The organism is Streptomyces sp. NPDC014882 (assembly GCF_043081325.1).
Taxonomy (GTDB): domain Bacteria; phylum Actinomycetota; class Actinomycetes; order Streptomycetales; family Streptomycetaceae; genus Streptomyces.
Window position 1 is genome coordinate 16,236 of the sequence record NZ_JBIBWL010000022.1, and the last position, 12,733, is coordinate 28,968.

The window sequence follows — 12,733 nt, forward strand, 5'->3', positions numbered from 1 at the left end:
GGAGTCTCCGGAAAGGGGATGCCGGCCGGTGCGGCAGCGGTCACGGCTGTGTCGGCCGCGCGACGCGGTACCGGGTCATCAGCAGGGCGGCCAGTACGCTGAACCCGGCGCCCAGGAACATCACCGCGGAAGGGCCGGACGCGTCCACGAACCATCCGCCGATCAGCGCACCCAGCGCGATGGAGATGTTGAACGCGCAGATGTACAACGAGGTCGCGGCCTCCGGGGCCTGCGGGGCGCTGGCGAAGACGAGGGTTTGCAGACAGACCGGCAGGGCCGTGTACGCGATGCCCCACACCAGCAGCAGGATCACCGTGCCGGGATGCCACCGGCCGTTCACCACCAGTGCGACGACGGCCGCGGCAAGCAGGAGGACGCAGGTGAGCGTGGTGGCGCGCAGTGCGCGTGCCGCCGCCGCGCCGCCCGCGAAGTTGCCGACGACCCCGGCCACGCCGTACAGCAGCAGCAGCCCGCTGACCCAGCCCGACGGGATGCCCGCGTCCTGTTCGAGGAAGGGCGCAACGTAGGTGTACGCGGCGAAGTGGCCTATGACCATGGCGGCTGTGACGAGGGTGGCGATGCGGAGGTTTCCGTCCCGCAGCAGCTGGGGCAGCTCGGCCAGCCGCACCACGGCGCGCGGTGCGAGGGGCGGCAGCAGGAAGGCCGCCGCGGCGAGGATCGCGACGCCGATCCCGGCGATCGCCCAGAACGCGGTGCGCCAGTCGGACAGGCCGCCGATGAAAGTACCGAACGGCACGCCGACCACGGAGGCGATGGAGATGCCGCTGAAGACGACCGCCGTGGCCCGGACGGCCTGGGCCGGAGGCACCAGGCGGATGGCGATGCTCGCGGCGATCGACCACATCACTCCGTGGGCGAAGCCCGTCAGCAGCCGCGACACCATCAGGACGGCGTAGGAGGAGGACAGCGCGGTGAAGGCGTTGCCCGCGACGAAGACGCCGAGCACCAGCAGGAGCAGCAGCCGGCGGTCGATGCGGCGGGTCGCGACGGTCAGCACGGGGGCGAACAGACCCGCGATGGCGCCGTACAGGGTCACCGACAGGCCGACGGTGCCCTCGGAGACGTGCAGGTCGCGGCTCATGGCCGGAAGCAGACCGATCGGGACCATCTCGGTGGTGGTGAAAGCGAAGACGCCCATGCCCACGGCGACGACGGCCAGCCAGCTGCGGACCGGGCCGAGCAGGGCGGGCGATGCGGCCGGTCGGTCGGCACCGTCCGGGGCGGGGGTGGCGGACACGGTGTCCGTGCCCTGACGGGGGGAAGGGGGCGAGTGTGTCACGGGTATCTCCGGATGGCGCGGGGGTGGCGGGATGCGGGCGTGGTGGCCGGCCAGGGGGTGTTTCGAAACACCCCCTAGGGCGCGGACAGCAGCTCCGCGGCCCGCTGGAACGGTTCGAGCGGGGGCAGGAAGAGGACGGCGCCGGCGTGACCGCCCTCGCGTAGCGTCGCGCCGAGGTGGATGGCGGGGACGATGCCGGTCTCGGCGACACGCGCCGCGTCGATGCCGCACGGCACGCCCCGGTAGGCGAGGGCGGGGATGCGGTAATCGGGGTGTTCACCCAAGGTGATCCGATACATGCGCTCGGTCATGCGGATCATGTCCCGTGGTGTGCTGGCGGAGTGGTCCTGCAGCGGCATGGCAGCCGCAGCGGCCATGCCGCCGAGGCCGACCGTCTCCGTGATCAGGCTCTCGCCGCCGACGTACGCCAGGTCGTCGGTGGTCCAGCCGTCGTACAGTCGGCCGCGCAGCGTGGACACCGGCGGGAGGGGCGCGGTCAGCCAGCGGTCGCCGAGACCGGAGACCCGCAGGCCGAACTGCTGCTCGTTGAGGTTCATCGCGGTGACGAGCGTGCTGCCGGGGATGCCGGAGGCGCTGTCGGCCGCGGCCTTGCACGCCGCCATCACGAGGTGCAGGAAGAGGTACTCGGCCGAGCGCAGGTACGCGGCCAGCTCCCTGTGGCGCTCCGCGACCCCGCCGCGCGACAGGTCCAGTACGGCGTCCAGCACCGCGGCCCGGAACAGCGCCCCGGCTGCCTTGTGCCGGCTGTGCAGGTCGTCGCCCATGGCCAGGGCCCGGCGGACGACCGGGGTGAGCGCGAGTCCGCCCAGGTGGTCCAGGACCTCGGCAAGGGCGGGCGAGACGACCTCGCTGACGTGCCGCAGCCGGGCGCCGACCCCGGCGTCCCAGACCCCGAAGGTCAGCGAGGCCCGGTCGGCGCCCTCGTTCATGCGGCAGAACGCGCGCCGGCCGGACGTCTCGTCCCGCACCACGACCACCGGCATCGACGCGGTGCACACGCCGGTGAGCGAGCCGACGGTCGCATGGTCGTGCGAGGGGCGCACCGCGATGGTGCCGTCGGCGAGCAGCGCCTCGGCCTCGTCCTCGTCCCGGGCGAGCCCTTCGTGGAGCGCGGCGCCGACGACGGCCCGGCGCTGGCCACCCGCGTACCGCTCCCACGGCAGGGGCGGTCCGGAGACGAGAATCGTCCGGGGGGTCATGCCGGGGACGACCTCGCCCGCGGGGGCGACGGTCTCCAGGACGGGGCGGGCGGCGGTGAGGCGGGCCACCGCGAGCGCGTTGGCCGCGTCACGGTCCGCGCGCCCGGCGTCGTGGTGCGCGGTGGCGGTGGTGGGACGGCCGGTCATCGTAGGGCCTCCTCGGACGTCTCGGCGGGTGACGGTTGCACGGCATGGATCGTCACGCGGGCGGTGGCGTCCTGCGTGGTGGGGCCCAGGTCGGAGCCGAGGGGGGCGTCCAGGACGACGGAGACCGACCTGCCCCGGGAGTCCGACAGGTCGCCGAGGAGGTCGCCGCGGCTGCGGCTCACCAGGACCGCATGGGCCCGGGCCGGAGCGTCTCCCGCGAGCGGCGGCAGGTCGGGCCACCGGCCCCGTTCGCCGACCCAGTGGACCGGTACGTCCTCGGCGGTCACGTCCGCCAGCAGGCCCCGGGGATGGTCGAGGTAGACCTGCCGGGCCCGGCGGCGCGGCGGCGCGGTGGACGGCTCGGTGCCGAGCGCGAGGTCCAGCAGGGCGGCGTCCAGGTCCATGCCGGTGGCCAGGCGCCACAGGCGGGTGATGGCGTCGCCGGGCGGTCGCGCGGCGGCCTCCATCAGCACCACCCGGTCCTCGGCGGTCAGCCGAAACTCGGCATGGCTCATGCCGGTGCCGAACCGGACGGCGCGCAGGAACTCCGCGTTGGCGTCGAACAGCAGCTTCTCCTGCGCCGGGGTGAGGTGCGGCGCGGGGGAGGTGTGACCGGTCTCCGTGAAGAACGACGTGGCGGACTCGTTGGTGTCCTTGGCCGTGATGCCCGTCCAGAGCACGGCACCGTCGCGGACCAGCGTCTCCACGGAGAACTCGCGGCCAGTGATCCGTTCCTCCAGCAGGAGCAGTTCGTCGGGACCGTAGTCAGGCAGCAGTGGGGGGACGGCATCCGGTCCGGCGACCGCGCGCACGCCCGAACTGGACATGCGTGAGGCCGGCTTGAGCACGGCGGGATAGGTGTCCCAGCCGTCTGCCGCCGGGGGGCGGGCCGGGTCCAGCAGCATCCAGCGCGGCGCCAGGGCGGGGGCGGCGAGCCTCTGGAGCAGCTTGTTGCGGCAGACCCGGGCAGCGTGCGCGCCGGGGCCGGGCAGTCCGAGGCTCTGGGCGAGGGCACCGGCGGCCTCCACGAACACCTCGCCGACGTTCAGCACCGCGCGCACCGGGCGGTCGCGCAGCCAGGGCGCCACGGCGCGCAGCAGGGTGTCGAGCGAGGTGTCGGCGACGTGCCGCAGGTCCTCGTCGGCGAGGCGGGAGAGCGGATGGCGCGGGTCGCGGCGGTGCCGGGCGAGTTCGTCGCCGGGTGTCTCGGGTCCGAAGACGAACAGCGGTGTCACCCCGCGCCGTCCGGCCGTGTCCAGCAGGCGCAGGTGCTTGGCGATGACGACCAGGTCGGTGATGACGATGACGGCGGGCCGGTGGGGGGCGGCGGCGTCCGCTGCGGACCGCGCGCCGCTGTCGCGGAAGGTGGTCATGGCTTCCCTCGGTCGGGTGCGGGGCGCGGGCGTGCCGCGCCCCGCACGGTGGTGGCTCAGGCGGCGAGGCGCTCAGCGCTCACGGTCAGCTCGTGGACCTGGCTGCCCTCACGGGTCCGCAGGACGACCTTGGGGTCCGGGCCGTCGGGGAAGACCTGGAGCGTGCGCTCCTCGCTCCAGCCGGCGAGCCGGTACTCGTTGTCGCCGAGGTGCACCAGCGCGAAGACACGGTCGCCGGGCAGCCGGAGCGTCATCCGGTCGCCGTCCTCGGCCAGCGTCGCCGTGATCTGCGGCAGATCGGCGGAGAGGGGCGTGTCGTCCTCCCACAGGTGGAACGTGGCGGGGACGGGGAAGCGGGTGCCCAGCCGGCCCCGTTCGTCCGGGGTCTGCGGGCATTCCTGGCGGTTGAAGAGCACCTCGCCGTCGCGGAAGTACTTCTGCCAGTTCTCCGGGAACAGTGCGGCCAGGCCGGGGGTGACGAGAACGTCGATGACCAGGTGCACGCGGGCCTCGGTCCCGGTGTTCTGCACGCGGTGGAGGCGGCTGAAGTCGCCGAACCAGAACTCCCCGGGCTGCCAGCGGTGCTCCACTCCGTCGAGGACGAGGACGGCGCCGGGGTTGGTCACGACGGGCACGTGCAGTCGGCCCACGCCCCAGCGGGGCCCGTACTTGGGGTCGGTGTGGTCGATGCCGACGGTGTCGGGGCCGAGCGCCATGAACCGCACGGCGTGCAGCGGGGCGGGGATGGAGTCCAGGACCTCACGGACGTAGGGGATGCGGTCGAGCCACACGGTGTCCGCGAAGTCCCGCGGGCCGGGGCCGCCCGGGTCCGTGCGGTCGCCGTCGCCGCCGGGGCTGCGCAGGGCCAGGCACCGCCAGTCGACCTCGGTGGCGGCGCCGACGCCGTCCTCGGTGTAGACGCGCTGCTGGTCCCAGGTGTGCTCGCGCAGGGAGGTGAGTTCGCGCAGCAGGCGGCCGGCGTCGAAGGAGGGCTTGAGCCGGACGCCTTCGGCCGGCATGGGCGGGGTGCTGACGAGCGAAGTGGAGGATGACATGGATGACGTCCTTCGCGGGTGTCGAATACGGACGGACGGGTGATGTGCAGGTCCGCGGGGAGCGCCGGTGCTCAGGCGTGGGCGACGGCGGCCGCCTCGCGGGCCGTGCTGTCCTCCTGGAGCCGGTGCCAGCGCTCCAGCATGTAGAGCGTCCACAGCGCGTAGCTGTGCTCGGGGCGGAACTCCCGGACCACGGAGCGCAGCGCGTCCGGGCGGAAGTAACCGCGCTCCAGGGAGGCTTCGGACAGCAGCGTGTCGGTGATGGTGGCGCGCAGCACGGTGCCGAGCCAGCTCTCCAGGGGGACGGCCAGCTCCTGCTTGCGGCGCTCCAGGATCTGTCGGGGCAGGTACCGGGCGGCCACGCGCTTGAGCGGGGCCTTCTCCTGCGCACCGACGAGCTTGCGGGCCGCGGGGATGCGGGTGACGTAGTCGATGAGCCGGTGGTCGAGCAGCGGGCTGCGGGGTTCGACCGAGTGCGCCATTGACATCCGGTCGATCTTCACCAGCTGCGCGTCGGACAGCCAGAACCCGCTGTCGACCTGCATCACGCGGTCCAGGTCGGGAACCGAGGGGTCCGTGCGGTCGAAGCGGGCCCGCAGGTGGTTGTGCGGGTGCCCGGGGATCCGGGCGGCGAAGCCGGCCGTGTACAGCCGGTCCTTCAGTGCGTGGGGCACGCCGTCCACGAGGATGCGTTCGTAGCGGTCGGCGAGGTCTCCGCCGGCCGGGAGGTCGCGCAGGCGCCGGTAGCGGCCGTATCCGCAGAAGATCTCGTCGGAGCCGTCGCCGGTCAGCACCACCGTGACGTGCTGTTTGGCCAGCCGGTACATACAGGACGCCGCGATCGCGGACGGGAACGCGTAGGGCTCCCCCATGTGGGTGAGGATGGTGTCGACGGCCTCCTTCGCGTCCCCGGCGCCGATCCGGTACACGTGGTGTCGGGTGCCGCAGTGCTCGGCCACGGCCCGGGCGTGGGCCGACTCGTCGAACGCGGCGTGCTCGAACCCGACGGAGAACGTGTGGACGGGCCGTCCCAGCTGCCGGGTGGCCATGGCGACCACCAGGCTGGAGTCGAGCCCGCCGCTGAGCATCGCGCCGAGCGGCACCTCCGACTCCAGCCGGTCCTGCACGGCCTGCTGGAGCAGCGCGTCGATGCGGTCGTCGAGCTCGGCCTGCGGGGTATCCGTCAGCTCGGCGGTGAAGGCGAACTTCCAGTAGGTGCTCCGGCGTTCGGGCCGGCCTGCCTCGAAGACGAGGACCGTCGCCGGTTCCAGCTTGCGCACCTGGCGGTAGACGGTGTGCGGTGCGGGGACCACCCGGTAGCTCAGGTACTGGTCGACGGCGACCGGATCGATGTCCCGGCCGATGCCGGGGTGGAGCATCAGCGCGGGCAGCTCCGAGGCGAACGCCACCGTCCCGTCGGCGGGCGTCGCGTAGAACAGCGGTTTCTTGCCCACCCGGTCGGTGGCCAGGACGAACCGGTCGCGGCGAGTGTCGTACACGGCGACCGCGAACATGCCGTGCAGCCGCTCGACGAAGTCCTCGCCCAGTTCCTGATAGAGGTGCGGCAGTACCTGCGCGTCGCTGCCGCCGCGCACGGGACGGCCGCGGGAAGCGAGGAAGGCGCGCAGCTCCTGGTGGTTGTAGATCTCTCCGTTGAGGACGCACACGACGCTGCCGTCGTCGCTGAAGACGGGCTGGGAGCCGTCGTGCAGGCCGATGACCTTCAGCCGGCACATCGCCAGGGCTGCCCTGGCCGTGACGAAGGACCCGGTCTCGTCGGGGCCTCGGTGCGCCATGGCGGCGCAGGCCGCCGACGCGTAGGGGACGTGGACGGGAGCGTGTCCCAGGGACACCGATCCGGCTATGCCGCACACCGGTCAGCCCTCCCTCAGGTCGAGACGGCGCTTGGCGTGGCCGGACCGCAGCCCGCCCGGCGGGACGGCGGTCACGCGGACCGGTCCGACCAGGCCCGACGCGATCATCTGCGCGACGTCCGGGGCCTGCCGGTCGACGGCCGAGCGGACCGCGGCGAGCTGGTCGTCACCGACGGTGTCGGTGACGACCCGGATGACCAGGCCGTCGTCATCGACTGCTTCGAAGGGGCGGCCGGGGAAGACCTCGGCCATGATCTGGACGAGGTCGTGGTTGCTGATGCGCTCGCCGTGCTTGAAGTCGCCGGCCAGGCGCCCGTCGATGCGCTCGAACGCGAACACCTCGCGACCGTCGTGGCGTATGCGGCGCAGACCGGTGACGGCGTCGCCGGTCACGTAGCGCACGGCGGGGAAGTAGCTCCGGGTGAGGGAGGTGAGCAGCAGCGCCCCGCTGCCCTCCTGATGGGACGGGACCCAGTCGTCCGCGGTGAGGCGGGCCAGCTCCCGCGCAGGCACGACCTCGGGGAGGATGTGGTCGTGGAAGTGGTAGAGGCCGGTCTGCGCGCACCAGTACGCGATGGCGCCGATCTCGATGGAGCCGAACACGTCGAGCACGTCCTCGGGGCGCAGGCCGAACCGTTCGGCCACGTGAGCGCGCCAGGCGGGGGGCGCGACGTCGCCCACGACCATGATCTTCCGTGGCCGGATGTTCAGGCCGGGTCGGGCCTGCAGCAGCCGGTCGAGGATCATCGGCATCGTGAAGAACACGTCGGGGCGCCACGCGTTGAGCTTCGCCACGTGCTCATCCACGGGCCGGGTGAAGTCGATGTCGTGGGCGGCGAAGCCGAGTTCCGAGAAGACGCGCCTCGCGGAGGCCGCGGCATGGCCGGTGCCGAGGTCGGCGACCGCGACGGCGCCGCGCGGTACGGACCTGGTGAACTCCCCGAAGAGCTGCCGGCGCTGGGCCACATAGGCGTCCTCGTCGGCGGGCGAGTAGAGGATGCGCTTGCGCCGGCCGCCGGAGGTACCCGAGGTGTGGTAGGCGGAGGCGTCCGGCAGGTGCGGGTGGTCCGCCGTGTAGTAGTGCGCGCTGAGCAGGTCGGTGCCGAGGAGAGGGAGGTCGGACAGGTCTCCGGAGCCCGGGGTGCCGCGGCGCAGGAGCAGGTCGCGGTACCAGGGGAAGCGCTGGGTGTGACCGGTCGCGAGCGCGGCGAGCTCCGCCGCGCGGGCGGGGGCGTGGGCCGGGGTGGTGATGGTGGTGTGCGGCATGGGGGCCTTTCGTCGGGCGGGCGGGGTGTGCGCGGGCGTCAGTTCCAGCGCTGTGTCTCGCCGAAGAACCCCGGGACAGGCACCGCGAGGCCTTTCTCGACGGCCTGCCGGTAGAGGCGCTGTCCCACCGCGAGGTCCAGGACGCCGAGCCCGAAGGGCGAGAAGATCCTCGGCCGGTCGGTGGCGGGCGTGACCGTGCCGCGCAGGACCTGCGCGAGGGTCCCGTCGATGAAGTCCCGGTGGCCCAGTTGCTGTTCGGCCAGGTGCGGCGAGGTGTCGGCGGTCAGGCAGTGGTCGATGTCGTCGAGGATGTTCTGCGCCCCGGCGATGAGTTCCGGACCGAGGTCCCGCAAGGAGATGTTGAGCACGGTCTGGCCGGCGGCGAAGGCGTCGGTGCGGGTGACCCAGGGCTTCGGCGCGGTGGTGGCGAAGACGACGATGTCGGCGTCGGCAGTGGCCCGTTCGAAGGAGTCTTCCTGTTCGGCACGGTAGCCGAGGCCGGTGACGCGCCGGGTGAGGGCGGCGGCGTAGGACGGCTCCCGGTCGTGGACGACGAAGCGGTTCACGGACCACGACTGGGCGGCGAAGAACTCGGCGATGTTACGTGCGATGACACCGGCGCCCACCAGGGTTATCCGCTCGGCGGCGCGTCCGCCGATGAGTTCCTGGGCGCCCAGGACGGCGGACGCCGCGGTGCGGGCAGAGCTGATCTGGGACGCCTCCAGGCAGGCGAAGGGGTATCCCGTCTCGTGGTCGTTGAGGAGCAGTGCGGCGGAGGCGCGCGGGATGTTCCGCTCGATGTTGCGGGGGTAGCTGGCGATCCATTTGAGGCCGGAGACGCCGTAGTCGCCGCCGAGGTGGGCGGGCAACGCGATGATGCGGGCGTCCGGCTTCTCCGGGAAGCGCAGGAAGTAGCTGTTCGGGTTGACCGAGTCGCCGGCGTCGTGGGTGAGGTAGGCGGAGCGGACCGTCTCGACGATGTCGGGGCGGGAGACGTCGATGAGGGTGCGCAGGGCGGTGCCGCCCACCACGTGGAAGTCGAACATGCGGGTGTCCCCTTCTTCTCGTTGCGCGTCGGAGCGGGTGGGCCGGGGGCCGGTCATACGGCGACGGGGTGCGTGCCGGAGCCGCCCAGGACGTCGCTGCCGAAGGTGTCGGCCACCCACATGTCGTCGTAGATCGTCTTCACGTAGCGGTCGCCCATGTCCGGGGAGAGCGCCACGACACGCGAGCCTGCGGGGATGCGGTCGGCCATCGACTCCAGGGCCGCGAGAACGGACCCGGTGGAGCCGCCGGCCGGCAGTCCGTGTCCCCGGGCCAGACGCCGGCACATGCGGACGGCGTCGGGTTCGTCGACGAGGACCACCTCGTCCACTTGGTCGGGCCGGCACAGCTCGGGGCGGCGGCTGGTGCCGAGGCCGGGGATGTGGCGCAAGCCGGGCGGGCCGCCGAAGGTGACGGACCCGGTGGTGTCCACCGCCACGATCCTGGTCCAGGGCGAGAAGGCACGGAAGTGCCGGGTGCAGCCCATGAGGGTGCCGGTGGTGCCCGCGCCGACGACCAGGACGTCGACGTGACCGATGTTCTTCAGGATCGACGTGGCGGTCCGGCGCGCGTGCGCCTGGGCGTTTGCGGGGTTGGCGTACTGGTTGAGCCACACCAGGCCGGGATCGGCCTCGATCATCCGGTGGATGTGGGCGATCCGGGTGCCCAGGTAGCCGCCGTTGCGGTCGCGACGGGTGACCTGGACGACCTCGGCTCCCAGGGCGCGGACGAGGGCCAGGCTCTGGGGGGAGATGTTGGGGTCGGTCACGCAGGTGAAGTGGTATCCGCGAGCGGCGGCGATGACAGCCAGGGCGATGCCGAGGCTGCCGGAGGAGGACTCCACGATCCGGCCGCCGGGCCAGAGCACTCCCCTGCTTTCGGCGTCCTCCACCATGCCGAGCGCGGACTTGAGTTTCACCGATCCGGCCGGGTTCATCCCCTCCAGTTTCAGGAAGAGGCTGCTGCCGGACAGGATGCCGTTCAGTTCCAGGAAGACGTCGTCGGTGACGATGTCGCAGGCGCGCTGGTAGATCATCGGTCCTCCCGCTGACCGGTGGACGCAGGGCGGGTGGCGCCGTCGTCGTCCCTGCCGCGCGGATTCGTCCGCAGCGCGGCCAGGCGGCGCAGGAAGAGGGCTTCGGCGTGGGCCAGAGAGGCGATCTCCCCCGGGCTCACGCTCTCGTCGGTGCCGTGGATGTTCGACGGCGGGTCCTCGACGCCGCACAGGATGATCTCGGCGTCGGGGTAGAGCGTGCGGAAGGCGGAGCAAACGGCGATGGAGCCACCGGCACCCACTTCGCGGGCCGGGACACCGAAGGCGTCCCGCATGGCGCCGCGCATCACGGCGTGCGCGGTTCCGTCGGTGTCCGCGAGGAAGGACGGACCACTGGTGACGCGCCGGATGTCCAGGTGCGCGCCCCAGGGGGCCCTCCCCCGCAGATGGCCGGCGAGCGCCTCGTGCACCCGCAGGACGTCCTCCCCCGGCGGGGTCCGAACACTGATCAGTGCCTTCGCCGACGGCAGCAGCGCCGGCACCGCGTCGTCCAGGGGCGGCGACTGCACGGCGAGCACCGTGACGGAGGGCAAGGTCCACAACCGGTCGGCGATGGAGCCGGCACCGATGAGCTCGACACCGTCCAGAACGCCGGCGTCGGCGCGGAAGTCCGCCTCGGCGTACCCGGCGTGGTCCGCACCGCTCCGGGCCGCGGCCGTCCCGGCGACGTCCGGGCGAGGCACGCGGGGCACGCCCCGGCTGTCGTGCAGGGTGGCCAGCAGACGGATCAGGGCGGTCATCGCGTCGGGGGTGGGTCCGCCGAACTGGCCCGAGTGCAAAGTCCTGGACAGCGTGGTGAGCGTGATCTCCACGACGGCCATGCCGCGCAGGGACGTGGTCAGGGTCGGGACGCCCGGGGCCACGTTCCCGGTGTCGGCGACGATGACGGCGTCCGGTGCGAGGAGGTCGGGGTGGGCGCGCAGCAGTTTCTCCAAGCTGCCGTCCCCGGGTTCCTCGCTGCCGTCGACGAGGACCACCAGGTCGAGGGCCGGAAAGGGTTCGTCGGGCAGGGCTGCCCGCAGGGCGCGCAGCGCGGTGAGGTGCATGACGACGTTGCCCTTGCAGTCGGCGCTGCCACGGCCGTACCAGCGTCCGTCGCGCTCGGTCAGTTCGAACGGCGGAGTGCGCCAGGCGGTCTCGTCCTGGGCGGAGACGACGTCGTAGTGCGCGTAGAGCACCACGGAGGGCGCGCCGGGCGGGCCGGGGCAGCGGGCGTAGACCGTCTCTGTGCCCTCGTCGGTGGGGAGCAGTCGGATTTCGGGGAAGCCGGCGTCCGTGAGCAGGGCGGCGATGTGGCGGGCCGCGCGACGGAACTGGTCGGGGGGTGAGACCCCGACGACGGTGCGCAGCGCGACCAGTTCGGCGAGATCGTCGCGTGCCCTGGTCATCGCGGAGCGCACGGTCGCGGCCAAGGGGGAGCAGACATGGTGGTCTCCGGCATGCGGGTGCGGTCGCTCAGGCGGCACGAACGGGGGTGAGGAGCGGAGCCAGTTCCTCGAGGACCTTGCGGACGACGTCCTGTGCGGCGCGCAGCTGGGCGTCGCGCGTGCCGGCGCCCAGGTGCGGGAGGGCGAGCACGTTGGGCAGGGCCAGCAGCGGTGAGTGTGCCGGGGGTTCGGTGGCGAACACGTCCAGCGCCGCGCCGGCCAGTTCTCCGTCGCGCAGCGCCCGGGCCAGGGCGGTCTCGTCGACGATGCCGCCGCGGGCGGTGTTGACGAGGAGCGCGGTGGGCTTCATCAGGGCCAGTTCGCGGGCGCCGACGAGTCCCGTGGTCGCGGGGGTCTTCGGCAGGTGGAGGGTGACGACGTCGCTCGCGGCCAGGAGTTCGTCCAGCCCGGTGGCGCGTACGTCGTCGCCGACTGTGTCCGCGTACGGGTCGTGCACCAGGATGCGCATGTCGAAGGCGGCCAGTCGGCGCGCGACCTGTCGGCCGATGCGGCCGTAGCCGACGATGCCCAGGGTCCGGCCGGCCAGTTCCACCCCGGCGAAGTCGGACCGGCGCCATTCGCCGTCCCGCAGGGAACGGGCCGCGGCGGTGATGTGGCGCATCGAGGCGACGATGAGCCCGACGGTGAGTTCGGCGACGCTCACGGTGTTGGAGTCGGGGGCGTTGACCACGGCGATGCCGCGCGCTCGGGCGGTGGTGGTGTCCACGTTGTCGAGACCGACGCCGGCGCGGGCGACGAGTCGGAGCCGGGGTGCCCGGTCGAGGATCTCGGCGTCGACCCGTGTGCCGCTGCGGACGATCAGGGCGTCCGCGTCGGACATGGCTGCGAGCAGGGCCGGGCGGTCCCGGCCGTCGACGTGCCGGACATCGCATGCGGTGCGGAGGGCCGCGAGGGTGTCACCGGGCAGTGCGTCACTCACGATCACGATCGGTGAGGGCACGGATCTCTCCTT

The 12,733-nt window shown here is 72.7% G+C and carries 10 protein-coding genes; all 10 read right to left on the bottom strand.

Annotated features, from left to right (window positions below; all coding sequences use genetic code 11):
* Positions 1 to 40: 40 nt before the first annotated feature.
* Entirely contained in the window at positions 41 to 1,258 is a 1,218-nt protein-coding gene (locus ACF09K_RS32900) for an MFS transporter (RefSeq protein WP_392248998.1), read from the bottom strand.
* 116 nt (positions 1,259 to 1,374) lie between these two features.
* On the bottom strand, positions 1,375 to 2,667 hold the full coding sequence (locus ACF09K_RS32905) for a DUF1116 domain-containing protein (RefSeq protein ID WP_392248999.1): 1,293 nt from the start codon (positions 2,665 to 2,667) through the stop codon (positions 1,375 to 1,377).
* Positions 2,664 to 4,040: an acetyl-CoA carboxylase biotin carboxylase subunit family protein gene (locus tag ACF09K_RS32910; protein WP_392249000.1), complete on the bottom strand. Its 1,377-nt coding sequence runs from the start codon at positions 4,038 to 4,040 to the stop codon at positions 2,664 to 2,666. Before ACF09K_RS32910 ends, ACF09K_RS32905 begins: the two co-directional genes overlap by 4 nt.
* 56 nt (positions 4,041 to 4,096) lie before the next feature.
* The gene (locus tag ACF09K_RS32915; protein ID WP_392249001.1) at positions 4,097 to 5,095 is read right to left on the bottom strand and encodes an aspartyl/asparaginyl beta-hydroxylase domain-containing protein; all 999 of its coding nucleotides are present in this window, start codon (positions 5,093 to 5,095) and stop codon (positions 4,097 to 4,099) included.
* Positions 5,096 to 5,166: 71 nt separating this feature from the next.
* On the bottom strand, positions 5,167 to 6,969 hold the full coding sequence (gene asnB / locus ACF09K_RS32920; protein WP_392249002.1) for an asparagine synthase (glutamine-hydrolyzing): 1,803 nt from the start codon (positions 6,967 to 6,969) through the stop codon (positions 5,167 to 5,169).
* Between the two features lie 3 nt (positions 6,970 to 6,972).
* Entirely contained in the window at positions 6,973 to 8,235 is a 1,263-nt protein-coding gene (locus ACF09K_RS32925) for a hypothetical protein (RefSeq protein ID WP_392249003.1), read from the bottom strand.
* Between the two features lie 38 nt (positions 8,236 to 8,273).
* Entirely contained in the window at positions 8,274 to 9,281 is a 1,008-nt protein-coding gene (gene sbnB / locus ACF09K_RS32930) for a 2,3-diaminopropionate biosynthesis protein SbnB (RefSeq protein ID WP_392249004.1), read from the bottom strand.
* 53 nt (positions 9,282 to 9,334) lie between these two features.
* On the bottom strand, positions 9,335 to 10,315 hold the full coding sequence (sbnA, locus tag ACF09K_RS32935) for a 2,3-diaminopropionate biosynthesis protein SbnA (RefSeq protein WP_392249005.1): 981 nt from the start codon (positions 10,313 to 10,315) through the stop codon (positions 9,335 to 9,337).
* A complete protein-coding gene (locus ACF09K_RS32940; protein ID WP_392249006.1) occupies positions 10,312 to 11,799 on the bottom strand; it encodes a M20/M25/M40 family metallo-hydrolase in 1,488 nt (495 codons plus the stop codon). The genes sbnA and ACF09K_RS32940 overlap by 4 nt, the downstream gene beginning before the upstream one ends.
* Positions 11,789 to 12,721, bottom strand: coding sequence for a hydroxyacid dehydrogenase (locus ACF09K_RS32945; protein ID WP_392249007.1), 933 nt, complete (start codon positions 12,719 to 12,721; stop codon positions 11,789 to 11,791). The genes ACF09K_RS32940 and ACF09K_RS32945 overlap by 11 nt, the downstream gene beginning before the upstream one ends.
* Between the last annotated feature and the right edge of the window lie 12 nt (positions 12,722 to 12,733).

Coding starts and splice junctions, on each gene's coding strand:
- ACF09K_RS32905 (WP_392248999.1), bottom strand. CDS start 2,667: ATGACCGGCCGTCCCACCACCGCCACCGCGCACCACGACGCCGGGCGC.
- ACF09K_RS32910 (WP_392249000.1), bottom strand. CDS start 4,040: ATGACCACCTTCCGCGACAGCGGCGCGCGGTCCGCAGCGGACGCCGCC.
- ACF09K_RS32915 (WP_392249001.1), bottom strand. CDS start 5,095: ATGTCATCCTCCACTTCGCTCGTCAGCACCCCGCCCATGCCGGCCGAA.
- ACF09K_RS32925 (WP_392249003.1), bottom strand. CDS start 8,235: ATGCCGCACACCACCATCACCACCCCGGCCCACGCCCCCGCCCGCGCG.
- sbnB (WP_392249004.1), bottom strand. CDS start 9,281: ATGTTCGACTTCCACGTGGTGGGCGGCACCGCCCTGCGCACCCTCATC.
- sbnA (WP_392249005.1), bottom strand. CDS start 10,315: ATGATCTACCAGCGCGCCTGCGACATCGTCACCGACGACGTCTTCCTG.